This is a genomic window from Brevibacillus soli (assembly GCF_044759095.2).
In the GTDB taxonomy this organism is placed as follows: domain Bacteria; phylum Bacillota; class Bacilli; order Brevibacillales; family Brevibacillaceae; genus JBIYSM02.
In genome coordinates, this window is sequence record NZ_JBIYSM020000048.1 from 1 (window position 1) to 26492 (window position 26492).

General features: G+C 54.3%; 20 protein-coding genes. 19 read left to right on the forward strand and 1 reads right to left on the reverse strand.

Features of this window, described 5'->3' with window-relative positions:
- The first annotated feature begins 243 nt into the window (after positions 1 to 243).
- A complete protein-coding gene (locus ACE99V_RS17225; RefSeq protein WP_400492469.1) occupies positions 244 to 489 on the forward strand; it encodes a hypothetical protein in 246 nt (81 codons plus the stop codon).
- Positions 490 to 544: 55 nt separating this feature from the next.
- On the opposite strand, the gene ACE99V_RS17230 is transcribed toward ACE99V_RS17225, so the two are convergent.
- Entirely contained in the window at positions 545 to 2599 is a 2055-nt protein-coding gene (locus tag ACE99V_RS17230; protein WP_400492470.1) for a transglycosylase domain-containing protein, read from the reverse strand.
- A gap of 250 nt (positions 2600 to 2849) precedes the next feature.
- Between ACE99V_RS17230 and speE the strand changes: the two genes are divergently transcribed.
- The 18 genes from speE (at position 2850) to pyrG (ending at position 26360) form a co-directional block, all read left to right on the forward strand.
- Positions 2850 to 3683, forward strand: coding sequence for a polyamine aminopropyltransferase (gene speE, locus ACE99V_RS17235; RefSeq protein WP_400492489.1), 834 nt, complete (start codon positions 2850 to 2852; stop codon positions 3681 to 3683).
- 21 nt (positions 3684 to 3704) lie between these two features.
- Positions 3705 to 4574 carry an agmatinase gene (gene speB, locus ACE99V_RS17240; protein WP_400492471.1) on the forward strand — a complete coding sequence of 290 codons (870 nt, stop codon included), beginning with the start codon at positions 3705 to 3707 and terminating at the stop codon, positions 4572 to 4574.
- Between the two features lie 150 nt (positions 4575 to 4724).
- Positions 4725 to 5981, forward strand: a complete 1257-nt coding sequence (locus ACE99V_RS17245) for an MFS transporter (RefSeq protein ID WP_400492472.1) — start codon at positions 4725 to 4727, stop codon at positions 5979 to 5981.
- Between the two features lie 37 nt (positions 5982 to 6018).
- Positions 6019 to 6435 carry a YwiB family protein gene (locus ACE99V_RS17250; RefSeq protein WP_400492473.1) on the forward strand — a complete coding sequence of 139 codons (417 nt, stop codon included), beginning with the start codon at positions 6019 to 6021 and terminating at the stop codon, positions 6433 to 6435.
- 81 nt (positions 6436 to 6516) lie between these two features.
- Entirely contained in the window at positions 6517 to 6912 is a 396-nt protein-coding gene (locus tag ACE99V_RS17255) for a hypothetical protein (RefSeq protein ID WP_400492474.1), read from the forward strand.
- A 65-nt stretch (positions 6913 to 6977) separates the two neighbouring features.
- Positions 6978 to 8408 carry a sigma-54 interaction domain-containing protein gene (locus ACE99V_RS17260; RefSeq protein WP_400492475.1) on the forward strand — a complete coding sequence of 477 codons (1431 nt, stop codon included), beginning with the start codon at positions 6978 to 6980 and terminating at the stop codon, positions 8406 to 8408.
- A 177-nt stretch (positions 8409 to 8585) separates the two neighbouring features.
- Positions 8586 to 9941 (forward strand): lysine 2,3-aminomutase, encoded by a 1356-nt coding sequence (gene kamA, locus ACE99V_RS17265; RefSeq protein ID WP_400492477.1) that lies wholly within the window; start codon positions 8586 to 8588, stop codon positions 9939 to 9941.
- Between the two features lie 187 nt (positions 9942 to 10128).
- On the forward strand, positions 10129 to 11340 hold the full coding sequence (locus tag ACE99V_RS17270) for a branched-chain amino acid ABC transporter substrate-binding protein (RefSeq protein WP_400492478.1): 1212 nt from the start codon (positions 10129 to 10131) through the stop codon (positions 11338 to 11340).
- Positions 11341 to 11960: 620 nt separating this feature from the next.
- Positions 11961 to 14033: a (Fe-S)-binding protein gene (locus ACE99V_RS17275; protein ID WP_400492479.1), complete on the forward strand. Its 2073-nt coding sequence runs from the start codon at positions 11961 to 11963 to the stop codon at positions 14031 to 14033.
- Positions 14034 to 14352: 319 nt separating this feature from the next.
- A complete protein-coding gene (locus tag ACE99V_RS17280) occupies positions 14353 to 15537 on the forward strand; it encodes an acetyl-CoA C-acetyltransferase (RefSeq protein WP_400492480.1) in 1185 nt (394 codons plus the stop codon).
- A 15-nt stretch (positions 15538 to 15552) separates the two neighbouring features.
- Positions 15553 to 16404: a 3-hydroxybutyryl-CoA dehydrogenase gene (locus tag ACE99V_RS17285; protein WP_400492481.1), complete on the forward strand. Its 852-nt coding sequence runs from the start codon at positions 15553 to 15555 to the stop codon at positions 16402 to 16404.
- A 30-nt stretch (positions 16405 to 16434) separates the two neighbouring features.
- Positions 16435 to 17577, forward strand: a complete 1143-nt coding sequence (locus tag ACE99V_RS17290) for an acyl-CoA dehydrogenase (RefSeq protein ID WP_400492482.1) — start codon at positions 16435 to 16437, stop codon at positions 17575 to 17577.
- 27 nt (positions 17578 to 17604) lie between these two features.
- Positions 17605 to 18747 carry an acyl-CoA dehydrogenase gene (locus tag ACE99V_RS17295; protein WP_400492483.1) on the forward strand — a complete coding sequence of 381 codons (1143 nt, stop codon included), beginning with the start codon at positions 17605 to 17607 and terminating at the stop codon, positions 18745 to 18747.
- A 10-nt stretch (positions 18748 to 18757) separates the two neighbouring features.
- Positions 18758 to 19705: a methylmalonyl Co-A mutase-associated GTPase MeaB gene (gene meaB / locus ACE99V_RS17300; protein ID WP_400492484.1), complete on the forward strand. Its 948-nt coding sequence runs from the start codon at positions 18758 to 18760 to the stop codon at positions 19703 to 19705.
- A gap of 138 nt (positions 19706 to 19843) precedes the next feature.
- Positions 19844 to 20476 carry a TetR/AcrR family transcriptional regulator gene (locus ACE99V_RS17305; RefSeq protein WP_400492485.1) on the forward strand — a complete coding sequence of 211 codons (633 nt, stop codon included), beginning with the start codon at positions 19844 to 19846 and terminating at the stop codon, positions 20474 to 20476.
- A 24-nt stretch (positions 20477 to 20500) separates the two neighbouring features.
- Positions 20501 to 23752: a fused isobutyryl-CoA mutase/GTPase IcmF gene (gene icmF / locus ACE99V_RS17310; protein ID WP_400492486.1), complete on the forward strand. Its 3252-nt coding sequence runs from the start codon at positions 20501 to 20503 to the stop codon at positions 23750 to 23752.
- Positions 23753 to 23989: 237 nt separating this feature from the next.
- Positions 23990 to 24541 carry a DNA-directed RNA polymerase subunit delta gene (gene rpoE / locus ACE99V_RS17315; protein ID WP_400492487.1) on the forward strand — a complete coding sequence of 184 codons (552 nt, stop codon included), beginning with the start codon at positions 23990 to 23992 and terminating at the stop codon, positions 24539 to 24541.
- A 217-nt stretch (positions 24542 to 24758) separates the two neighbouring features.
- On the forward strand, positions 24759 to 26360 hold the full coding sequence (gene pyrG, locus ACE99V_RS17320) for a CTP synthase (protein WP_400492488.1): 1602 nt from the start codon (positions 24759 to 24761) through the stop codon (positions 26358 to 26360).
- Positions 26361 to 26492: the final 132 nt, after the last annotated feature.

Genomic DNA, 26492 nt, shown 5'->3' on the forward strand with positions numbered 1-26492 from the left:
CAGGTACTTCTTTTTTCCGTAGTCGCTGGGGATTTTCCTTTGTTTAAGGACATTATTTCATACACCAGAATTTATAACATTGGGACATCGAATACAGCCACAAGGAAAGGGTTCAGGGCCCCAGCCGACACCAGCGTTAGCTAAAGTCGGCTGGGTTTTCTTACAGGTTATCCTTCACAGGTGTCCGCGGCACACTAGGAGTGCACGGCTAAAAACCGATTCAGTGAAGGGGCGTTGGATTTGATGGACCAGACAAACGTTCAAGGGGCAAATGACCACTTTGTACGCCATGGCGGCGTTCACTTCCTCACCAATGTCTCTCCCCAAGACATCAACAACTTCATTCGCAAGCTGCCGGCTGGCAAGCGGGACAGCCTGTTTGAAGTGCTGGATCATCTCGATCAGGCCGGACTGATTACCATCGTCAACGACCACGTCTTTGCGGACGGCAAAGGAGTCATCGGCGGAGGCGATCCATCCACTGACTAACGCAAAAAGGGACGAGTCATTCCGTCCCTTTTTGTTTACGATTACGGGGGTATTCTTATTGACCCGGCTTCCACCAATTGCCCATGCGCTGCCAGAACGACGCCTTATCAGGAGGCTTCACCGGAGTGGCTGGCTCACTGGTGCTGGGGAGATGGTCGGTGCAGTACTCCTGCGGCTCTGTACCGGCGGCGAAGTACAGGAGTTGAGGATTCGGGCAATGCTCCGTTGCCAGCTTCCCGCTTTCCCGATCGATGTACACCGATACGACTCCGGCAGGCATCTCAAACAAGGCGGGGGGCTGGTCTTTTAGCGCGCTTTCCATAAACTTCGCCCAGATTTGTTTGGCAAAAATACCTTCCTTGATGTCATCCAGCTTGCGTCCTTCATCGTAGCCCAGCCATACCGTGGTAACCAACTGCGGGGTAAATCCGCTTAACCATGCATCGTAGTCGGTGGTTCCCGTCTTGCCGGCAACCGGTCGGTTCAGTTCGTTGGCGACCCGATAGGCGGTTCCTCCCCGATCAAACACGCTTTGCATCATGTGGGTGAGCAGGGCTGTATACACAGGGTCGACTACCTGTGACTTCTTTGGCTGTTCCTCGGCCAATACATTTCCCTCGCTGTCCTCAATGCGGGTTATCGCAATGGGTTTAACGAGTTCGCCCTTGTTTACGATGGTGCCGTACGCCACTGTCAGTTCGTACGGTGAGACGGGCGAGGTACCCAGCGCCAACGAAGGGACCGGCTGAAGCGTACTTTCAATGCCGATTTGATTCGCCTGCTCCACCAGCTTTTGCGGGGAAAGCTGCTCAATCGTCTTTACGGCATAGATGTTGTCGGAGGTGGCGATTGCCTGCTGCAGGCTGATGAAATCGTGCGCGTAGCGATCCCCGAAGTTGCGTGGAATGTATTGTTTGTTGTTGTCATAGGTAAATACGGTCGGTTCGCTCTTCATCAGGGTCAGCGGCGTAAAGCCGTTTTGCAGGGCGGCCAGGTACAAAATCGGTTTAAAGGCAGAACCCGGCTGACGTTTGCTGAACACGCGGTTGTACTGGCTTTTTTTGTAATCCCTGCCGCCGACCATCGCCTTGATTTTACCCGTACCCGGCTCCATGGCAATCAGAGCGGTCTGCAGCTCGGAATTGTCTTTGGGAAGGATGGAGGCAATCGTCTCTTCAGCCTTTTTCTGCATCGCAGCATCCAGTGTGGTGTGGATTTTCAAGCCCCCGTGAATGAACATCTCTTCGTCGATACCGTATTTGCTTTTCACCAGACTGGCAATGTAATCCCGGAAATACGGGGCGGATTCGGTTGCCTCCTGGTTTTTTCGCTCCTTGAGCTTCAAAGGCTCGGCGTAAGCCTGCTCCACTTGTTCTGCCGTAATATAACCGGCCCGCTGCATCGCCTGCAGGGTCACCCTTTGACGCCCTTTCGCCTTCTCGAAATCCACGAATGGGGAGTAGTACGTCGGCCCTTTGGGGATGGAAGCGAGCATGGCGCTTTCCGCCAGTGTCAGATCTTTTGCATCCTTGCCAAAATACGTTTGGGCTGCCGCTTGCGCTCCGTATGCGGAGTGGCCGTAATAGATCTGGTTCATGTACATTTCCAGTATCTCGTCTTTGCTGTAGTTCAGCTCCAACTGGATTGCCAACAGCGCCTCCCTGATTTTGCGCTCCCAGGTTTTCTCGTGACTGAGATAGAGGTTGCGGGCCAACTGTTGTGTAATAGTGCTGGCGCCCTGGCGCTTGTCCATCGTTTTCAAATCGATGTAAACGGCCATGGCGAGTCTCTTAAAGTCAAAGCCGTAATGTTCGCGGAAGGAACGGTCTTCAATGGCAACCGTAGCGTCAACCAGTGACGGCGCCATTTGACTCAATGGCACGACAAACCGGTTCTCCCCGCGGTGCAGCGTGTCGAGCACCTTGCCGTCGCTCGCGAAGATCGTGGTCGTCTGATTGATCGAAGCAACAGGCAGCGGCTGCGACCGCAAAAACAGAAGCAGCAGCAGAATGGCAAACGAAACGCACAATAGGCTGAGAATGGAAAATTTTATGAATTTCTTTATCCAGCGCAAATAGCGGATGAGCGGAGCTTCGCGGATCACTTCCATGGAAGAGTTCCTCCCTTCTTGCCCAAATTAGACACGTTTGCATGAAAACGGGACATACTATCCAAAGACATACGTTGTATCTAGTATGGGTAAATCTACCATGGACTAAACTTCGGGATTGACTGTATTTTCGTGTAAAATTTGCTTGCATTTTGAGAGGTAGCTACTATAATTTTCTTGTTGATGTACAAGCCAAGGCCTCGTCAGCATTTTGAAACTGTCCATTTAAAGGAGGTACATAACCATGGAAATGGAATTGTGGTACACCGAAAAACAAACGGAAAATCACGGTATTACGACGAAAGTTACCGAGACTTTATACAGCGAAAAAACCGAGTTTCAACAAATCGATATTTTTACCACCAAGCAGTTCGGACGCATGCTGACTCTCGACGGCATGGTCATGACGACGGACGTGGATGAATTCGTTTATCATGAAATGATCTCCCACGTCGCGATGAACACCCACCCGAATCCGAAAAAGGTACTGGTTGTCGGTGGCGGTGACGGCGGTGCGATCCGCGAAATCGTCAAGCACCCTTCCGTGGAAAAAGCCGTACTGGCGGAAATTGACGGCGGCGTGATCGAGTCCTGCAAAAAGTTCTTCCCGGCGATTGCCAGCGAACTGTCCGGCAACCCGCGCGTAGACGTGCAGGTGATTGACGGCGTCAAACACATCCATGATCACAAAGGGGAATACGACATCATCATGGTTGATTCCACCGAGCCGGTGGGCCCTGCCGTCGGCCTGTTCGAAAAAGGCTTCTACCAAGGCATTTATGAGGCGTTGAAACCGGACGGCATCATGGTCGCTCAAACGGAATCGCCGTGGTTCAACCGCGACTTGATCAAACGTGTATTTAAAGACCTGAAATCCATCTTCCCGGTAACCCGTCTATACACGTGCAGCATTCCGACTTATCCGTCCGGCCTGTGGAGCTTCACCATCGCTTCCAAGCAGTACGATCCGCTGGAAGTGGACGCGACGAAGATCAAGGATCTGAATACCAAGTACTACAACGCCGACATCCATCATGCGGTCTTCAAGCTGCCAAACTTCGTGGCTGAGCTGACTCGCGACTAAGATTGAAGGAGGACAAACCTCATGCGTTTTGATGAAGCTTACTCCGGCAACGTCTTCATTCGCAGCCACAACAGCTACGAGGAAAGCCAGGCGGTGATTTACGGCATGCCGATGGACTGGACCGTCAGCTTCCGGCCGGGTTCCCGTTTCGGCCCTGCCCGCATCCGCGAGGTTTCCATCGGATTGGAGGAGTACAGTCCGTATCTGGACCGTCTGCTGGAAGAGGTCAACTACTTTGACGCCGGCGACATTCCGCTTCCTTTTGGCAATGTGGAAGGCAGCCTGGACGCCATCCGTTCGTTCGTGAGCAAAGTCCTGGCAGACGGCAAAATGCCGATTGGCCTGGGCGGCGAGCATCTGGTTTCCTGGCCGGTCATCCAGGCGGTATACGAAAAATACAAGGATCTGGTAATTTTCCACTTTGATGCGCATACCGACCTGCGCGATCACTACGAAGGATACCCGTATTCCCATTCCACCCCGATTAAAAAGGCGTGCGGCCTGATCGGCGGCAAGAACGTTTACTCGTTCGGCATCCGCAGCGGGATGAAGGAAGAGTTTGAGTGGGCGAAGGAAAACATGCACCTGTACAAATACGACGTGCTGGAACCGGTGAAACAGGTGCTGCCGACCATCGGCAATCGTCCGATCTACCTGACCATCGACATCGATGTACTCGATCCGGCCCACGCACCGGGTACCGGCACAACCGAAGCAGGCGGCATTACGTCCCGTGAACTGCTGGATACCATTCATTTCATGGCGAAAAACGGCGCAAACGTCATCGGCTGCGACCTGGTGGAAGTGGCACCGGTGTACGACCACAGCGAGATGACCCAAATCGTCGCTTCCAAAATCGTGCGCGAACTGATTTTGGGTTTTGTAAAGTAAATAGACGCGACTGGACACTCAAGCGTTTCCCATTCGGGAAGCGCTTTTTGCTTTGGGAAGGCGGCAAATTACAAAACATTTTTGTTTACAAAGTTTAAAATTTTCTGTAGCATACATATTGTAAGATTCTTCCTGAGGAGGCGCTGGCGCATGAAAGAGGTTTTTGGCAATCGAAACTTCCGCAAGCTGTTTTTCTCCAACCTCTTCTCCAGCTTTGGACAGGGCATGACCATGATCGGGATCTCCTGGTACCTGGTGGAGAAGACAGGAACGGCGCAGCTGCTTGGCTCAACCATGTTTGTGTCGGCGGTGCTGATGTTTTTTATCGGGCCTTATATCGGGACGTTGATTGATCGCTTTTCACGGAAAAAGATGCTGCTCGCAGAAAACGTGATCGGCTTCTTCGTGCTTGGCGTTCTCGCTGTCTGGGGGTTTATCGCTCCCTATCAAGAGTGGATGCTGATTACGGTCTTTTTGGTGACCACCTTTATGTTCCAAATCCACTATCCCACACAGTCCGCCCTCGTACAGGAAAGCTTTGATTCCAGACATTACGATGATAGTAACAGTTTGCTGGAGATTGAAAACCAGACGGCATCCGTATTGGCCGGGGGAATTGCCGGTATGCTGCTGGGGGCGTTCGGCCTGCATGTCGTATTGCTGGTTGACGCCCTTACCTACCTGGCTGCCTTCGGGCTGCTGTCCACCATGGAATACCGATTTACGCTGGAGCGTCAGGCCAGAGAAAACGCCGGAACGTCCTGGCTTGGTCAGTTGAAGCAAAGCTGGCTGTTCATCAGGGAGAAGCGCGGCTTTATCCTCTTTGGGATATCCGCCTTGATGCCGTTTATCGCGGTCATGGCAAGCAATTTGCTGGCCCCGGTTTACGTGAACCAGACACTCGGGGAAGACGTGCTGGTATTCTCCTTTGCAGAGGTCACTTACGCGGTCGGAGCGGTGGCGGCAGGTTTTTTTGTCTCAACCGTGAGCCGGAAAATCGGTCAATTTGCTGCGATGGTGGGCAATATCCTGCTGTTTGCCATGGTCATGATCGCGATGGTAGCGATTCCGACAGGGGCAGTCTTCGTGGCCGCAGGCATCTTTTTCGGCTGGTGCAACGCCTCCGTCCGGTTGATTCGCCAGTCGCTGTACATGATCATCGTTCCCAAGCACTTCATGGGGCGCGTCATGAGTTTCCTGAACTCGATCGGCATGGTCATGCGGCTGGCTCTGATCGGTCTGTTTACAGTGATGATTGATTCCACCGGTGCAGGTATCGGGTATCTGGCATTGGCCGGGCTGCTCTTGCTGGCTGCGGCGGGAATCGTCGTATCCATGAGGCAATTGACCCCGATGCCGGCAAACTCGACGGACGTTGCACCACAAAAGGGTCAAGCGGTACAATGAGCATTGACAAGCAAAATGGTAAGAGGCGAGGGAGTTCATGCAAGACGTTCAGATAAAGCTGGTGGCCAAACACAGTTTGTACGGTCAAACGGAAAAAACAGTCACCGTCTACCAGGGAAAAGGAGCTGAAAAGGTTTCAGCCTGGTACATCACCTACAAAGAGCATATCGAAGGAGCAGGGGATGTCACGACCACCCTGAAAGTTTCCGAGAAGGAAGTGACACTGCTGCGGCAGGGCGGTTTGCAGATGAAGCAGCAATTCGAAAAGGGAATGAGCAGCCACTCGCCCTACGTCAGCCCGCACGGTCGCTTTACCATGGAGACACATACGCGGAAGCTGCTGGTTACGAGCAAGCAAACACGCCCGCAGGAGATTCGAATCGAATACCAACTCTGGATGAATGAACAATACGTGGGGGAACACGAGCTGACCATTCATCTTGACTGGACATAGCTTGAAACCGCTCTTTGCAAGGGCGGTTTTTTGCAACTACAATAGAAGTATCTACCGCATCAGAAGAAGGGGGGAGACTTCATGGCGTTCTTTCTGATCAACGGATGGATTGCCGGAATGATTCTCGCAGCCTTTTTGGCGCTCTGCGACGGGCTGTTTCAGACGGAGACGCTTACCGTGCTGATTGACGTAAGCTACGTCCCTGTGTTCGCCGGGCTGCCGTCCATTGTGGAATTGCTCATTCATCTGGTGCTGAGCGTGATCGTCACATTTGTCCTGATTGGGTTTTATCCGCGGATCAGCGGATGGCCAACGGTAAAATACCTGCTGTATTGGCTGCTCGCATTTACCGTGATCTACTTTCCGTTCACCATGTTGAGCGGAGTTGCGATCTCACTTGCCGCTTTTGTCGTGTGGGTGCTGGGTCACCTGATCTACACCCTGTATCTCGCCGTCCAAGTGGAACGGTACCGATAATGCCGAAAATTCGGCATAGTGATGAATTTTTGGCAGCCTGACTGCAAAGGAGGCGAATCCCCGCCATGCCCATATCCGAAACGGCAGAGATGCTGCAAGCCATCCTCGGAGCGATTGATGAAGGAATCCACGTCGTCGACGCCAACGGCATCACGATTTTCTATAATCACGTCGCCGCCAGACTGGACGGGCTGACTCCTGAAGAGGTGCTGGGAAAGCCGCTCTTGGAAGTGTTTCCGTCGCTCGATAAAGAGTCCAGTACGCTGCTTCGGGTGATAGAAAACGGCGAGCCCATCTACAATCAGCCGCAAACCTACACCAACTGGAAAGGCATGCGAGTGGAAACGATCAACACCACTCTGCCCGTGCGCGTGGGCAAGCGGTTGGTAGGAGCGGTGGAAGTTGCAAAAGACATCCGCAAGTTAAAAGAGCTGTCGGAACGCCTGTTGGATCTGCAGGCAAAGGTGAGCAAGACGAAGCGAACCAGGCAGGCCGATTCCGACGGGGTTTCCTACCACTTTGACGACATTATTACCGCCAACGCCGCCATGATCCAGGTAAAGGAACGGGCACGCAGGGCAGCACGCACCTCATCGCCTGTGCTGATTTATGGGGAAACAGGTACCGGCAAGGAACTGTTCGTGCAGTCCATTCACCAGGCTTCCATGCGAAGCGGCAAGCCGTTCATCGCGCAAAACTGTGCCGCATTGCCGTCGTCCCTCTTGGAAAGCTTGCTGTTCGGCACAACCAAAGGCAGCTTCACGGGAGCGGATGACCGCCCGGGACTGTTTGAGCTGGCTGACGGAGGAACGCTGTTTTTGGACGAACTGAACAGCATGCCGCTCGACCTTCAGGCGAAGCTATTGCGGGTTTTGCAGGACGGACAGATTCGCCGCATCGGCAGCGGCAAGTCGACGCAGGTGGACGTACGTGTCATCGCGGCTGTCAACGAACCCCCGCAGGAGGCAGTCAAACGCGGCGGAATGCGTACCGATCTGTACTATCGCATCAACGTTGTTTCCTTTGAGATCCCGCCATTGCGCAAGCGCAAGGAAGACATTGACCTGTTAACCCGCCACTTCATCGACAAATACAATCGACAGTTTCACATGGAGGTGCGCGGGGTGAGCGAGCAGGTGAAGCAGCTGTTCCAGCGTTACGACTGGCCGGGAAATGTACGCGAGCTGGAGCACGTGATCGAGGCGGCCATGAACATGGTGGAGGGAGATGTGATTCAGCTGGAGCACCTTCCCCAGCATCTGCCGGAGCGCCTGCATCAGGATCGGGGGCCTGCTGTGTCTGCGTGGTTGCCGCAGCCTGCGGAGGACGGCGGAGAAAGGCGGACATTGCCGGAAGTGCTGCAGAAAATCGAAGAGCGGATGATTGCCGATGCGCTCAAGGAGACGGACGGAAACATTCTCCGGGCAGCCAAACTGTTGGGAATCCCGCGCCAGACGCTGCAGTACAAGCTGTCTGGCCGATCGCCGAAGCGATGAGGGAAGTGCCGAAAATTCGGCAGAGCAGACGGTTAACATGAGCGGGAAAACGCACCGAATCCCCTTTGTTCTCTATATTCAAAATCTTTCGAATGGATTGGCATGAGAGTTGCATCTCCTTTATGGCGAGTGTGTTGCCAACCTGCATATCACGAGCGATGAAAGGAGATGTTTTTCATGACAATAGCAACCACCAGCCGCCACTGGCGCGATGTTCCCTTATGGAAGGAAGTAACCGATGAACAGTGGAACGACTGGATGTGGCAGCTGACCCACACCATTCGAACTGTGGATGAATTAAAACAGGTAATCAACCTGACACCGGAAGAAGAGGAGGGCGTGCGCATTTCCAATCAGACGATCCCGCTCAACATCACGCCTTACTACGCGATGCTGATGGATCCGAACGATCCCAAAGATCCCGTTCGCATGCAGTCTGTCCCGCTGTCTTCCGAGATGGTTCGCACCAAGTACGACATGGAGGACCCGCTGCACGAGGACGAAGACTCCCCGGTGCCGGGTCTTACCCACCGCTACCCGGACCGTGTGCTGTTCCTGGTCACCAACCAATGTTCCATGTACTGCCGTTACTGTACGCGGCGCCGTTTTTCCGGACAAATCGGCATGGGCGTGCCGAAAAAGCAGCTGGACGCCTGTATCGACTACATCCGCAACACGCCAGAGGTACGCGACGTGCTGCTGTCCGGCGGCGACGGTCTTTTGATCAACGACCGCGTACTGGAGTACATCATCAGCAACCTGCGTGCGATCCCGCATGTGGAGATTATCCGCATCGGCACACGTGCTCCGGTGGTGTTCCCGCAGCGCATTACGGAAAACCTGTGCAACATTCTGAAGAAATACCATCCCGTTTGGCTCAACACCCACTTCAATCATCCGAAGGAAATTACGCCGGAAGCGAAAAAAGCGTGTGAAATGCTGGCCAATGCCGGTGTGCCGCTGGGCAACCAGGCAGTAATCCTGGCCGGCATCAACGACTGCGCCAATACGATGAAGAAGCTGGTGCATGAACTGGTAAAAATCCGCGTGCGCCCGTACTACATCTATCAATGCGACCTTTCCGAGGGAATCGGCCACTTCCGCGCGCCGGTCAGCAAAGGGATTGAAATCATCGAGCAGCTGCGCGGCCACACCTCCGGCTACGCCATTCCTACTTTCGTGGTGGATGCACCGCACGGCGGCGGCAAGATTCCGGTGATGCCGAACTATATCATTTCACAATCGGCCGACAAGGTGGTTCTGCGCAACTTTGAAGGCGTCATTACCTCCTATCCGGAGCCGAAGCACTACCATGCGCACGACGAGGCCAACTGCGAGTACTGTCAGGCGGCAAAAGGCAAAGCAGTCGGCATTGCAGCCCTTATGCGCGACGAAGCCAACAACCTGGAACCGACCGACCTGCAGCGCAACAAGCGGATCAAGGCGACCAAAGTCAAATCATTGGCTGACGTTCGTCAGGAGCAAAAACAAAAAAAGAGTCCGGAAGAGCAAAAAGAGGCTTCCGGTAAATAGGAGACGTTGTAAGCTGTCAGGGTGAGCTCTGGCAGCCTTCCTTTTTTGTAAATCCCTTCAGATTCCTGCGCGACAAAATGTAACACAATTTCGCGGAAAATTCAGATGGTTTGTATAATTATTGCCAAATGGATGGATGCTACAATGATAGCGTTTACATTTATGGGAAAAGGGGGCAATCAGAACGATGATCAAGGAGCTTCAACGATGTACGCTCGTATCCACCCTGACTGCGGCCATGATTCTAACCGGTTGTAGCGGAGGGACGAATCCTTCAGCCGGCAATGCTTCCACCCCAACCAACACGAACGGCAGCACAGATTCCAATAAAATTCTCATCGCGACGCAAACGCCGCTTTCCGGCTCCCAGTCCGCCATCGGCGACACGATTAAAAGCGGAGCGGAGTACGCTCTGCAGCTGCAAAAAGAGGAGTTTGCCAAGATGGGTTTTGAGCTTCAGCTGTTTCCGCAGGATGACCAGGCAGACCCGAAGCAAGGTGTCGCCAATGCAGAAATGCTGATCTCCAATCCGGACGTTTTGGCTGTCGTTGGGCACTTTAACACCGGGGTCGCCATACCGTCTTCCGTCAAATATGAAGAAGGCAAGCTGGTCATGGTATCCCCGGCGAACAGCGGAGTAAAGCTGACAGAGGAAGGGAAAAAGACGGTACACCGCATCGTGGCGCGTGATGACAAGCAGGGTCCGAAGGGAGCCAGCTACGCCAAGAACACACTGGGAGTGAAATCAGTCTTTGTGATTCACGACAAGACTACATACGGTCAGGGTCTGGCCGAACAGGTAAAAGCCCAGTTTGAAAAAGACGGCGTACAAGTGCTTGGGTATGAAGGGATTACCCAGGGCGAGAAGGATTACAGCGCCGTGATCAATCAGGTGCTGTCAAAAAGTCCCGACATGATTTACTTCGGGGGAATCTACTCAGAGGGCGGCATACTGGTCAAGCAAGCCAGAGAAAAAGGCTTCAAAGGCTACTTTATGGGAGCCGACGCACTCGACTCCAGTGACATGATCAAAATTGCCGGCCCTGCAGTGGAGGGAGTCATCTTTACTGCATTGGCGGGTGATATCAAGCAGACGGAGGAAGGCCGAAAATGGGCCGAGGAGTATGAAAAAGCGATGGGGAAAAAACCGGAAGCGTATTCTGCTTACGGATTTGACGCGATGAACGTCGTCCTGCAAGGCTTGAAGGAAGCCATCAAGGCAAACGGCGGGAAGAAGCCGACACGTGAACAGGTTCTGGATACGGTTCATAAAACCAAAGATTTTACAGGGAAATTTACCAAAGTGTCGTTCGACGAAAAGGGCGACAATGTCTATGCGGACGTCTTTATGTTCAAATACGAAAAGGACAAGTCCGTCTATCTGGGGAAAATTGAATGACAATAGCAAAGGGAACGCGCCGGTACTCATCATTTTGCCGGCGTTTTTTGTTAGTAGATAAAAATTTATAAAAATGGACATCCAATACAGCCACGAGAAAAGGGTTCGGGGCCCCGCCCGGCGAAGCGTTAGCTCATGCCGGGTGGGTTTTCTTAGATTGCTGTTAGAAATCATGCCGGCCGTAGTTGGAATGATACGAAATGACGGAGATGAAATACTATTTGGTCGGAAACATAACGAAGAGAATGGGGGACTGTATCGGAGGAGAAGCATGTTTCCAGGCGGAGCGACTAGCGCAGCCCAGCCTAGCGGAGCGGACAGTCACGCACCCCTGCAGGGCGGAGACCGGAGCGCAGAATGGAAATACGCTTCTCCCCATTGCAGCCCACTTTTTCGACACCCAATAATCACCCGGTATAGGGTAATTTGTACAGAATCTTCCGTAGTGGACTAGCATAGAGTGTGGTATCATCAGGGTAACCTCACTCTGAGCGAACGCTCAGTCTGGTAAAATCGGCAACCCCGTAAAACTTGAATGAATAGTCATTCATTTTTTCCGTCAGTTCTGATAAGATAGAAAACAAAGAAAGCGAAGATGTGTATAAAGGGAGTTGAGATCCTTGCTGGCAATGTTGAACCTCATCGCGTTTTTTCTGGTGCTGGCTTACGGTTTGTACCTGGCGGCGCACGTTGTGTACAGCCGTTACCTGTTTATCAAACTGGGGAAAAAGCCCGACGTAAAAGATGATTTCAAAGCTCGGTTGAATCTGCTGCTGGAAAACGTCGTCTTTCACAAAAAGCTGTTGAAGGACAAGAAGAGCGGCGTCATGCACGTCGTCATGTTCTACGGTTTTATCATCCTGCAGTTTGGCGCCATCGAGCTGATTGTGAAAGGACTGGTCAAAGGCTTCGAACTGCCTTTTGGCAGTGCTCACAAATACTTTAGCCTGATGCAGGAAATCACGACGTTTTTGATTCTGGCAGCTGTCAGCTATGCGTTCTACCGCCGCTATATTGAAAAGCTGAAGCGGTTGAAGCGCGGCTTCAAGGCGGGGATCGTCCTTTTGTTCATCTCCACGCTGATGGCGTCCGTGCTGCTGTCGCTGGCGTTTGAACAGCTCTGGCTGGGGCATGAACCATCTGCGTTTGCACCGATTTCTTCCGCGATTGCCGCTCTTTTCTCGGGAATCAGCCCGACGGCCGCGGCAGCTCTGTTCTACATCTTCTGGTGGATGCACCTGCTGATTTTGCTTGCGTTTGCGGTATACGTTCCGCAGTCCAAGCACGCACACTTGATTTTTGCACCGGTGAACGTCTGGTTCAAAAAGCTGGATCCGCCGGGGAAACTGTCCAGCATCAACTTTGAGGACGAGACCCAGGAAGTGTTCGGGGTCGGCAAGATCGAAGACTTTACCCAAACCCAGTTGATTGACCTGTACGCCTGTGTGGAGTGCGGCCGCTGCACCAACATGTGTCCGGCCTCCGGTACCGGCAAGATGCTCTCCCCGATGGATTTGATCGTGAAAATGCGCGATCACCTGACAGAAAAAGGAGCGGCCATTACCTCCCGCACACCGTGGATGCCGAACTTCGCTTTCGCCAACACGGCGGCGAACCAGCTGGCTTTGCAAGCCTCGGAAGTGGCTGCGGCAGCTGAGGGCGCTGCTGCTGTTGCATACGAGAAAAATCTCATCGGCGACGTGATCACCGAACAGGAACTGTGGGCCTGCACCACCTGTCGCAACTGTGAAGACCAATGTCCGGTAATGAACGAGCACGTAGATAAAATCATCGACATGCGCCGCTATCTGGTGATGACGGAAGGCAGCATGCCGGCCGAGGCGCAGCGGGCGCTGAACAACATCGAGCGCCAGGGCAACCCGTGGGGCATTAACCGCAAGGACCGCACGAAATGGATTGAAGGTCTGAACGGCGAGTATGAAGTACCGACGGTAAAAGATACGGATGAGTTCGAGTACCTGTTCTGGGTGGGTTCCATGGGCTCCTTTGACAACCGCAGCATGAAAATTTCCCACGCCTTCGTCAAGCTGATGCACGAAGCGGGCATCAAGTTCGCCATCCTCGGGAACGAAGAGAAAAACTCCGGCGATACGGCTCGCCGCATCGGAAACGAGTTCCTGTTCCAGCAGTTGGCGCAGGAAAACATCGCCCTGTTCGAAGCGTATGGCGTAAAGAAAATCGTGACCTGCGACCCGCACGCTTTCAACACATTTAAAAACGAATACCCTGAATTTGGTTTGCAGGCGGAAGTGTACCATCACTCCGAGCTGCTGACCCAATGGATTAAAGAAGGTCGCCTGAAGCCGTCCAAGGAAGTGAAGGAGCGCATCACCTACCACGACTCCTGCTACCTGGGCCGCTACAACGACATCTATGACAAGCCTCGCCAAATTCTCGAAGCCATCCCCGGCGTAGAGATTCTGGAAATGAAGCGCAGCGGCTGCGACAGCATGTGCTGCGGCGCCGGCGGCGGTCTGATGTGGATGGAAGAACACGAAGGCACCCGCGTCAACGTCGCGCGTACCGAGCAGGCTCTGGAGGTCAATCCGACCGCGATTGCCAGCGCCTGCCCCTACTGCCTGACGATGATGAACGACGGCGTGAAGATGAAAGAGGCAGAGGACAAGGTGAAAACGAGAGACATCGCGGAAATCCTCGCCGACGCGATTTAATATATTGGGGCCCCGCCCGGCGCAGCAAGGGATCCCACTCGGCACATACCGGGCCCCACCCGACACAGCGAGGCTATCGCCGGGTGGGTGGAGCCTAGCTATCGACGAGTGGGTTGAGGCTAGCTTGTACCGGGTGGGTAAAAAAGCTGTACTGCTGGTAACACGTGGTACAGCTTTTCTTTCATAATTCATTGACTATTGCCACAGATCGGCGCAAAATGAAAGGGAGTAAAGTGAGCGACCGCTCGATCGACTTGGTTTTTCTGTAACCCAAGGAATCTCGGCGTAGGATCGCCAGGAAAGAAGGGAGCGTCCAGGCATGAAAACGGTAATCGCAGGTGCAGCCCGTACCCCTTTTGGCAAGTTCGGCGGAGCGTTAAAGGACGTAACAGCCGTTGATCTGGGAGGGATTGTGATCAAGGAAGCGCTGCAGCGCGCAGGTGTAACAGGCGAGCAGGTGGACGAAGTGATCATGGGGATGGTGGTCCAGGCCGGAGCGGGGCAGGTTCCCTCACGACAGGCGGCCCGCAAGGCAGGTCTGCCCTGGAACGTCGCGAGCGAAACCATCAACAAGGTGTGCGCTTCCGGGATGCGTGCGGTGACGATGGGCGATCAGATCATCCGCGCCGGCGATGGTGACATCATCGTGGCCGGCGGCATGGAGAGCATGAGCAACGCTCCCTATGCGATGCCGAACGCTCGCTACGGATTTCGTATGGGCGACGCAACGGTGAAGGATCTGATGATGTACGACGGACTTACCTGCCCGTTTGATCAGGTGCCGATGGCAATTCACGGCAGCAACGTGGCGGAAGAATTCGGCATCAGCCGGGAGGCTCAGGACCAGTGGGCATACCGCAGCCAGCAGCGGGCGGCAAAAGCGGCGGCGGAGGGTATTTTTGACGAAGAGGTCGTGCCGGTGCCGATTCCGCAGAAAAAAGGCGTCCCGGTACTGGTGACAAAAGACGAGGCACCCCGTCCCGACACGACGCTGGAAGGCTTGGCCAAGCTGCCCCCGGTCTACCAAAAGGACGGCACGATTACCGCGGGCAATGCACCCGGGATCAACGACGGCGCCGCGGCCATGGTGCTGATGTCGGATGCGAAAGCGGCTGAACTGGGAATCAAACCGCTGGCGACCATCCTGGGACACGCTCAGGTGGGGGCAGAGGCACCGTACATTGCAACGACACCGGGTCTGGCGATCCAAAAGCTGCTCGAGAAGACGGGAACGAAGCTGGAAGAAATCGATTTGTTTGAAGTGAATGAAGCGTTCGCGGCCGTTATCCTGACCAGCGGCAAAATCGTCGGTTGGGACGAGGAAAAGGTAAATGTCAACGGCGGAGCCATTGCGCTGGGTCATCCGATCGGAGCCAGCGGTGCGCGCATCATCATGCACCTGGTGTATGAACTGCGCCGCCGCGGTGGCGGACTGGGCATCGCGGCGATCTGCAGCGGAGCGGCGCAAGGCGATGCCGTTTTAATCAAAGTAGACGCGCAGTAAGGAGGCGGCCAATTTATGAACGTTCAAACAATCATGGTAGTGGGCGCAGGGCAGATGGGAAGCGGCATTGCACAAGTAGCGGCGCAGGCCGGCTTCCAGGTCTTGCTTAACGATATCAAACAGGAATTTGTGGACCGCGGGCTGCAGACGATCACGAAAAACCTCTCTCGCAACGTGGAGAAAGGCAAAATGAGTGAAGAGGAGAAGCAGTCCGTCCTTTCCCGTCTTACACTTTCCACCGATCTCGCGGACGGCAAGGACGCCGATTTCGTGGTAGAAGCCGTCACGGAGAATATGGCGGTCAAGACGGAAATCTTCAAAAAGCTGGATGAAGTATGCCCGGCGCACACGGTTCTGGCGAGCAACACCTCTTCGCTCCCGATCACGGAAATTGCCGCAGTGACCAAGCGGCCGGAAAAAGTGATCGGCATGCACTTTATGAACCCGGTGCCGGTGATGAAGCTGGTCGAGATCATCCGCGGCCTGCAAACAGCTGATGAGGTATACCAGCTGGTAGAAGACCTCTCCAGGCAGATGGGCAAAGTGCCGGTAAGCGTCAACGACTTTCCGGGCTTCGTCTCCAATCGCGTGTTGATGCCGATGATCAACGAAGCGATCTATTGCGTGTACGAAGGTGTGGCCGCTCCGGAGGCGATTGACGAAGTCATGAAGCTGGGCATGAACCACCCGATGGGGCCGCTGACGCTGGCCGACTTCATCGGGCTGGACACCTGCCTGTACATCATGGAAGTTCTCTACGAAGGCTTTGGCGATTCCAAATACCGTCCGTGCCCCCTGCTCCGCAAGTACGTAAAAGCTGGCTGGCTCGGCAAAAAATCAGGTCGGGGCTTCTATGTCTACAACTAACAACGAGTTTGCGGAAAGGCAGGACATACGATGAATTTCCGATTCAGCGAAGAGCAAGAGATGATGCGCAGGATGGTGCGCGACTTTGCCCAGAAGGAGATCGCTCCGTTTGTTCCGGTGATGGAGGAGACGGACGAATTTCCGCGCCGCATCGTAAAAAAGATGGGGGAGATGGGGCTTTTAGGCATTCCGATCCCGGAAGAGTGGGGCGGAGCCGGTGCAGACTTTCTCTCGTATATTCTCGCCATTCACGAGATTTCCAAAGTGAGCGCAACGCTTGGCGTCATTCTCTCTGTTCATACGTCGGTCGGCACCAATCCGATTCTCTACTTCGGAAACGACGAGCAGAAGCGTAAATTCGTGCCGAAGCTGGCGTGTGGCGAGTTCCTCGGCGCATTTGCCCTGACAGAGCCCGGAGCCGGTTCGGACGCAAGCAACCTCCGCACATCGGCAGTGCGAAATGGCGACGAATACATTCTCAATGGCAGCAAGATCTTTATCACCAACGGCGGCGAGGCGGATGTATACATCACCTTCGCCGTGACGCAATCATCCGAGGGCGTAAAAGGCATCTCCGCCTTTATTGTAGAGAAAGATACCCCCGGTTTTACGGTCGGGAAAAAGGAAAAGAAGATGGGGCTGCACGGCTCCAATACGACGGAACTGATCTTCGACAACGCTCGTGTACCCGCCAAAAATCTGCTGGGCACCGAGGGGGACGGTTTCAAAATCGCAATGGCCAACCTGGACGCGGGACGTATCGGTATCGCCGCTCAGGCGCTGGGAATTGCTGAAGCAGCGCTCCACTATGCGACGGAGTACGCCAGGGAACGCAAGCAGTTCGGACAGCCGATCGCCAGGCAGCAGGCAGTAGCGTTCAAGCTGGCCGACATGGCAGCCCTGGTGGAAGCGGCGCGCCTGCTGGTTTATCGGGCCGCCGATCTGCGCAATCAGGGTCTCCCGTGCGGGAAAGAGGCGTCGATGGCCAAGCGCTTTGCCTCCGATGCGGCGATGAAAATCGCCACGGAAGCGATACAGATTTTCGGCGGCTACGGGTATACCCGCGAGTATCCGGTGGAGCGCCTGTTCCGTGACGCCAAGATTACACAGATTTACGAAGGGACGAATCAAATTCAACGAATCGTCATTGCCAAGCATTTGTTTACGGAATAGAGAATGGGGCGAGGGAGTGTACAAGAGATGAATTTCCAACTGACTGAAGAACAGGACATGCTGCGAAAAATGATTCGCGAGTTTGCAGAAAACCAAGTGGCACCCACGGCGGCGGAGCGTGACGAAGAAGAGCGCTTTGACCGTTCCATCTTTGAGCAAATGGCGCAACTGGGTCTGACCGGCATTCCCTGGCCGGAGCAGTACGGCGGTGCGGGTGCAGACTATCTGAGCTATGTATTGGCTGTAGAAGAGCTGTCTCGCGTCGACGCTTCCATCGGGGTTACTCTCTCGGCACACGTTTCCCTGGCCAGCTGGCCGATTTACAAGTTTGGTACGGAAGAGCAGAAGCAGAAGTTCCTGCGTCCGCTTGCAGAAGGGAAAAAGATGGGGGCGTACTGCCTGACCGAACCGGGGTCCGGCTCTGATTCCGCCGGCATGCGCACCACGGCCGTGCGTGACGGCGACCACTACGTCATAAACGGAAGCAAAATTTTTATCACCAACGCAGGCGAAGCGGAAATCTACGTCGTCTTTGCTGTCACCAATCCGGAACGGAAGCACAAGGGAATTACCGCCTTTATCGTGGAAAAAGGGATGCCTGGCTTCACCATGGGCAAGAAGGAAAAGAAACTGGGCATTCGTTCGTCGCCGACACTGGCCGTGAACTTCGAAGACGTGCGGGTGCCTGTGGAAAACAGGCTGGGCGAAGAAGGCCAGGGCTTCAAGATCGCCATGATGACGCTGGACGGCGGCCGCAACGGAATCGCGGCACAAGCACTGGGGATTGCCCAGGGGGCGTTCGACCATGCCCTTGCCTATGCAAAAGAGCGCAATCAGTTCGGCAAACCGATTGCATCCCTGCAAGCGATTCAGTTCAAGCTGGCCGACATGGCAACCAAAATTGAAGCGGCTCGACTGCTCACGTATCAGGCTGCGTGGCTGGAAGATCAGGGCCTGCCGTACGGAAAAGCTTCGGCGATCTCCAAGGTATTTGCCGGCGACATCGCGATGGAAGTGACGACGGAAGCGGTGCAGGTTTTCGGGGGATACGGCTACACCCGCGAATATCCGGTTGAGCGATTCATGCGCGACGCGAAAATAACCCAGATTTACGAGGGTACCAATGAAATTCAGCGTGTCGTGATCAGCAACTACCTGCTCAAGGAATAGAGGGCGTATCATGCACGAGATTACCCAACGGATTCTTGCGGGCGATGTGCGCGGGGCGGCCCGTGCCATCACCTGCATTGAAAACGACTACCCGGAGCGGGGGCAAATCCTCCGTGAATTGTTTCCCCACACCGGCAGGGCAAAATTGATCGGCATCACCGGGACGCCGGGGGCAGGAAAAAGCTCGCTGGTCGACTGTCTGATCGGCTATCTTCGTTTACTTGGCTTGAAGATAGGGGTGGTCGCCGTCGACCCCACCAGTCCGTTTACCGGCGGTGCGCTGCTCGGCGACCGGGTGCGGATGCAGAATCATGCTCTTGATCCGGGCGTGTTTATTCGCAGCATGGGAACCCGCGGAAGTCTCGGCGGCTTGTCCAGCAACACCAGGGATGCGGTACGGGTGCTGGATGCCTATGGCTGCGAGGTGGTTTTGATCGAAACGGTCGGCGTCGGCCAATCGGAGCTGGACGTCATGACCATTGCCGATACGACCATCGTTGTGCTCAATCCCGGCGGGGGAGACTCCGTTCAGGCATTTAAAGCGGGGATCATGGAGATTGCCGACCTGTTTGTCATCAACAAGGCCGATTTGCCGGGCGTGGATAAACTGCAGATCGAAGTGGAGCAGATGCTCGATTTGGTGAAACACGATGCTCCCTGGCGTCCGCCAATCGTACGTACGATATCCACTGAGAACCACGGCATGTCCGAACTGTGGGCGGAGGCAGAGCGTCACTTCCGCTTTTTACAGGAGAGCGGCCGGCTGACAGAGCAGCGCTCCCGTCATCTGCAGGACGAGGTGCTGGAGATTGTTCGCGATCACATCTATCGGCGCATGCTTCGCAAAATGCAGGGCGGTGCGTACGCAGCAGAGATGAACCGTGTCGCAGAGCGGGAGCAAGACCCCTGCAGCACGGCGGAAACCATCGTGCGGGATTTGTTCGGACACAGTCGTTGACCCAAATGGAAAGAAAGATTGGCGTTCGCTTCTCTATGGACGTATAATAGTCATCATACACATGGAGAGCGTTGCGGTCTTTTTTTCTTCGTTTTACCCGACCAAACGCTCAGTCGGCTAGAAAGGTGGACGATTGTCGTGACTGAGAAAAAGAAAACCATCCCTTCCCTGGTGAAGGATCCCAAACTGATTGAAAAGCGACGGGAGCAAATCATTGAAGCGGCGGTTGACCTGTTTATCAACAAGGGGTTTCACAAAACAACCACCCGCGAGATTGCCCGAGCGTCCGGTTTTAGCATCGGCACCCTGTACGAGTACATTGAATCGAAGGAAGACGTGCTCTACCTGGTATGTGACGCCATTCACGCAGAGGTGGAAAGCCGACTTCGCGAAGCCATCACCTTTAAAGGCAACGGGTTGAAAATCATGAAAATGGCGCTTCGCAGCTTTTTCCGCGTGATGGACCAGATGAGCGACCGCGTTCTTTTGATTTATCAGGAAACAAAGTCGCTGCCCAAGGAAACGCTTCGCTACGTCCTGCAGCGGGAAGAAGAGATCTCCCTCATTTTTGAAGATATTCTGCGGAAAGGAATTGCCGACGGTTCCATCCGCCTGGACGAAAAGCACGTCAAACTGATGGCGGACAACATCATGGTGTTGGGTGAGATGTGGGTGTTCCGCCGCTGGACATTGAGAAAGCATTACACGCTGGAAGAGTACACAGAGAAGCAGACAGCTCTTTTGCTAAATGAAATCGGTGTTTCCAATTAGTTGATTCCAAGGGAGAGTGGAACGATGGAAACGGGAGTGTATCGTCCGCAAAACAAGATCCGCTTTGTCACGGCAGCCAGTTTGTATGACGGGCACGATGCCTCAATCAACATCATGCGCCGTATCCTGCAGTCGTCCGGGGCGGAAGTCATTCACCTGGGTCACAATCGCTCCGTTGACGAGATTGTGACCGCCGCCATCCAGGAGGATGTGCAGGGGATTGCCATCAGCTCCTACCAGGGCGGGCACGTGGAATTTTTTAAATACGTCATTGATCTCTTGAAAGAGCGCGGAGCCGGTCACATCCGGGTGTTTGGCGGCGGCGGCGGTGTGATCGTTCCGCGCGAAATTCGCGAGCTGGAAGCATACGGCGTCTGCAAGATCTTTTCTCCGGACGACGGCCGCCGTCTCGGGCTGCAGGGCATGATTAACCACATGCTGCAAGAAACCGACTTCCCCACCGTCAAACAGCTGGAAAATGAAGTGGAAGCGCTGCGCGAGCAGAACCACAAAGCAATCGCCCGGCTGATTTCGGTGGCGGAGTACGCGGTGCAGGAACCGGCTGCATTCGCTCCTGTGGCAGAGCGGCTGCCTCAGACGGAACAGACGATACCCGTTCTGGGGATTACCGGTACCGGGGGAGCGGGGAAAAGTTCGCTGACAGACGAACTGGTCCGCCGGTTCCTTTACACTTATAAAGACAAAACGGTTGCCATCCTGTCCGTCGACCCGTCCAAGCAAAAGACAGGCGGCGCGCTGCTTGGCGACCGCATCCGCATGAACGCCAACAACACACCGCGCGTTTACATGCGCAGTCTGGCTACGCGGAAGTCCGGCTCCGAGCTTTCCGGTGCGGTCAAGGATGCCATCAAGATTACCCGTTCCGCCGGTTTTGATCTGATCATCGTGGAAACGAGCGGAATCGGCCAGGGCGACGCGCAAATCACAGAGGTGTGCGATGTCTCCATGTACGTCATGACCAGTGAGTTCGGCGCACCGTCCCAGCTGGAAAAAATCGACATGCTGGATTTCGCCGACCTGGTGGCGATCAACAAGTTTGAGCGGAAGGGCTCGGAGGATGCGCTGCGTGAAGTGCGCAAACAGTACCGTCGCAACCACAACCTGTTCGACCTTCCGGATGACAGGATCCCGGTGTACGGAACCATTGCCAGCCAGTTCAACGACCCGGGCACCAATGTTCTGTTTGCTGCCCTGATGCACAAGCTTGTGGAAAAGACGGGCGTGGATTGGCCGATCGCCAACCTTGATCCGACTCCGGTGGCCATTCAGAAAAAATCGCTGATTCCTTCCGAGCGCATCACCTACCTGCAGGACATTGCCAATACGGTTCGCCAATACCGGGCTTTTACAGAAGAACAGTCGGCGATTGCACGAAAGCTGTTCCAGCTTCACGGGGCGAAGGAGGTTGTGCTTGCCTCCGGTGATGCTGCAGCAATGGAAGTCGAAGCTGTTTTAGACAAGCAGATCGCCCACTTTGAAAGCCAACTCCATCCGGAGTGCCGCCGCATTCTGGAAAATTGGCCCAAATTGAAGGAAGCGTACAGACAGGATCAATTGGTGACCAAGATACGGGACAAGGAAATCGTGACCGTGCTGTATTCCGAGTCGCTGTCCGGCACCCGCATCCCGAAAGTGAGCCTGCCTGACTTTCAGGACTGGGGCGAAATCCTGAAGTGGTCCTTGAAGGAAAATGTGCCGGGAGAGTTCCCGTACACGGCCGGCGTGTTTCCGTTTAAACGCGAAGGGGAGGATCCGAAGCGGCAGTTCGCCGGAGAGGGCACGCCCGAACGAACCAACCGCCGGTTCCACTTTCTTTCTCAAAACGACGAGGCGAAGCGCCTCAGTACGGCGTTTGACTCGGTAACTTTGTACGGCGAGGATCCGGACTACCGACCTGACATATACGGGAAGATCGGTACCAGCGGCGTTAGCGTCTGTTCCTTGGACGACATGAAAAAGCTGTACGCCGGCTTCGACCTGTGCGCACCGTCCACGTCCGTTTCGATGACCATCAACGGACCGGCGCCGATGATTCTGGCAATGTACATGAACACTGCCATCGAGCAGCAGGTGGAGAAGTTCGTGCAGCGGGAAGGTCGCCAGCCATCTGCGGAAGAATATGAACAAATCAAGGCGTATACCCTGTCCACCGTGCGCGGTACCGTACAAGCGGATATTCTGAAGGAAGATCAGGGGCAAAATACGTGTATTTTCTCCACAGAGTTTGCCCTGCGCATGATGGGGGACATTCAGCAGTACTTTATCGACAACAAGGTGCGGAACTACTATTCCGTTTCCATCTCCGGCTATCACATCGCGGAAGCGGGAGCCAATCCGATCTCCCAGCTGGCATTTACGCTGGTCAACGGCTTTACCTACATTGAGTACTACCTGAGCCGCGGCATGCACATCGACGACTTTGCGCCCAATCTGTCGTTCTTCTTCTCGAACGGTCTTGATCCCGAGTATACGGTCATCGGCCGGGTAGCCCGACGTATCTGGGCGACTGCGCTGAAAAACCGGTACGGCGCGAACGAACGCAGCCAAAAGCTGAAGTATCACATCCAGACATCCGGCCGCTCCCTGCACGCGCAGGAGATGGACTTCAACGACATTCGAACCACGCTGCAGGCGCTGATTGCCATCTACGACAACTGCAACTCGCTGCACACCAACGCGTACGACGAGGCCATCACCACGCCGACGGAAAACTCCGTCCGCCGCGCCATGGCGATCCAGATGATCATCAACAAGGAGCTGGGACTGGCGAAGAACGAAAACCCGCTGCAGGGGTCGTTCATCATCGAAGAGCTGACCGACCTGGTGGAAGAAGCCGTGCTGCAGGAGTTTGAGCGGATCAATGCGCGCGGAGGTGTGCTTGGCGCGATGGAGACCCAATACCAGCGCAGCAAGATCCAGGACGAGTCGATGTACTACGAGATGAAGAAGCACACCGGCGAATTGCCGATCATCGGTGTGAACACCTTCCTCAATCCGAACGCGTCGGAAGACGATTATGAAATCGAGCTGGCACGTGCGACAGAAGAAGAGAAGGAGCATCAGATCCGCAACCTGCGCGAGTTCCAGGAGCGCAACCGGGACAAAGCACCGGCTGCCCTGCGCCGATTGCAGGAAGTGGCGATGTCCGGCGGCAACATTTTTGCCGAGCTGATGGAGACGGTAAAAGTGGCCTCGCTTGGACAGATCAGCTCCGCTCTCTACGAGGTAGGCGGAAAGTACCGCCGCAATATGTAATGAGAGCAAATGTCCCGCCTGAACCCGCGTCAGGCGGTATTTTTTCGGTGTATAATAAATTTGGACATCCCATACAGCCGCTAGAAAAGTGTTCGGGGCCCCGCCCGGCGAAGCGTTGGCTAATGCCGGGTGGGTTTTCTTGGTGAGCCGAAGAATCGTTTGAAATCCTTGCATTTTAGGCTAAAATAAGGAATACTGTATGATAGCCAATTTATTGTTACGAAAGGACGTGCCCTGGTGAGTCAATTACTTGCGCATATTGAACCAGAGAAACTGAGTGAAATGGCACTCGTTGACATTGCATACGAGATTCTCCGTGAAACGAATCGGCCTTATAATTTCCGCGAGTTGATGGATGAGATTGCCGTTCTGCGTAACTTGTCAAACGAACAAAAAATGGGCATGATTGCACAGGTATACACAGAAGTGAACATTGACGGCCGTTTCGTATGCCTCGGCGATAACACCTGGGGTCTTAAACGCTGGTACCCCACCGATACCGTCGAGGAAACCCAAGAGGGCGGCAAAAAGAAAAAGGTTATCCTGGACGACGACTTCGACGACGATTACGAAATCGAAGAAGAACTGGTTGACGAGTTCGAAGAAGACGAGATTGTCATCTTCGAAGATGACGAAGAGTTCCTGGAGGACGCCGCGCTGGAAGAGGAAGATCTCGACGCCGAGCTGGAAGAGGAAGAGGATATCGTAGAAGCAGACGATCTCTTCGAAGAAGAAGGCATCGAAGAAGAAACGGACGTAGAAATGGAAGACGAAAAAGACGATTTTTAAGTCCTTGACTTCGATCAGACAAACAAGATAAAATACTCCTTGGGCTTCACATGAAGAACGTATGAATATGGAAACCTATAAAACAAAAGTGCCCCTACCCGCGTGAAAAACGGGATGGGAACCGCTTTTGTTTTTTCTTTTTTGGAGCCGGCCTCATCCGCATTTATTGCAGGATTCATGATTGATACCGGAACAGGGAAAGAGGGGACGTATTAGGATGACAAAGTATATTTTTGTAACAGGCGGGGTTGTTTCCTCGCTGGGTAAAGGGATCACGGCCGCTTCTCTCGGCCGACTCTTGAAGAACAGAGGACTGAAGGTAACGATCCAGAAATTTGATCCATACATCAACGTGGACCCGGGAACGATGAGCCCGTATCAGCACGGAGAAGTGTTTGTAACCGATGACGGCGCTGAGACCGATCTGGATTTGGGTCACTACGAGCGTTTTATCGATATCAACCTGAGCGCCAACTCCAACGTAACGACGGGGAAAATCTACTCCGCTGTCATTGCCAAGGAGCGGCGCGGTGATTATCTGGGGGGCACCGTACAGGTGATTCCTCACATCACCAATGAGATTAAAGAGCGTGTGTTCCGTGCGGGCCGCGAGACCGGTGCGGATGTTGTGATTACCGAGATCGGCGGTACGGTGGGAGACATCGAGAGCCTGCCGTTCCTCGAGGCCATTCGCCAAATCAAGAGCGATATCGGAAGAGAAAACGTCATGTACATTCACGTGACCCTGATCCCGTACATCAAGGCGGCAGGGGAAATGAAGACGAAGCCGACGCAGCACAGCGTGAAAGAGTTGCGCAGCCTGGGTATCCAGCCCAACGTGATCGTGACCCGTACCGAGCACCCGCTCTCCCAGGAGATGAAAGACAAGCTGGCTCTCTTCTGCGACATTGACAAGAACGCTGTGATCGAAGCAGTTGACGCCGAGACCCTGTACGATGTACCGCTGCAGCTGCAAGCGCAAGGTCTTGACGATTACGTCTGCCGTCATCTCGGTCTCACCTGCAAGGAAGCGGACATGACGGAATGGAAAGCGCTCGTCAATCAGATCAAGAGCCTGAGCCGTACCACCCGAATTGCGATCGTGGGAAAATACGTGGAGCTGCACGATGCGTACCTCTCCGTGGCGGAAGCGCTGTATCACGGTGGGTTTGCCAATAATACCGACATTGACATCAAATGGGTAAGCGCGGAAGAAGTGACGCCGGAAAACGTGGACGAGCTGCTTGGCGACGTGGACGGCATTCTCGTGCCGGGCGGCTTCGGCGATCGCGGCATTGAAGGAAAAATCAACGCCACTCGCTACGCCCGCGAGAAGAAAATTCCGTTCCTCGGCATTTGTCTGGGCATGCAGATCGCCGTTATTGAGTTTGCCCGCCACGTAGTCGGTCTGGACGGAGCGAACAGCTCCGAGATCAATCCGGATACCCAGTATCCGGTAATCGACCTGCTGCCGGAGCAAAAGGAGATCGAGGACAAAGGCGGAACGATGCGCCTGGGCCTTGGACCAACGAAGGTGGAACCGGGCAGCCTGACCGAAAAAGCATACAACAGCACCCTGGTGTACGAGCGCCATCGCCATCGCTATGAGGTAAACAACGAATATCGCGATCTTCTGGCACAGCATGGATTGCGCTTTGCCGGAACCACGCCGGACGGCAGACTGGTTGAGATCGTGGAAATACCTGACCATCCATGGTTCCTGGCGACGCAGTTCCATCCGGAATTTACGTCCCGTCCGAACCGTCCGCAACCGCTGTTCCGCGAGTTCGTTCGCGCAGCCATGACCAGCAAAAGATAAGATTGGTTAGCAAGAAAAAACGTACCGACGGTTGTCGGTACGTTTTTTTCAGCATATAAGACTTCCATGCCGCGTTCACGGCATCACTGATGAATGAAAATATTGTCAATACTGCTACTACGGCTGGCGAAG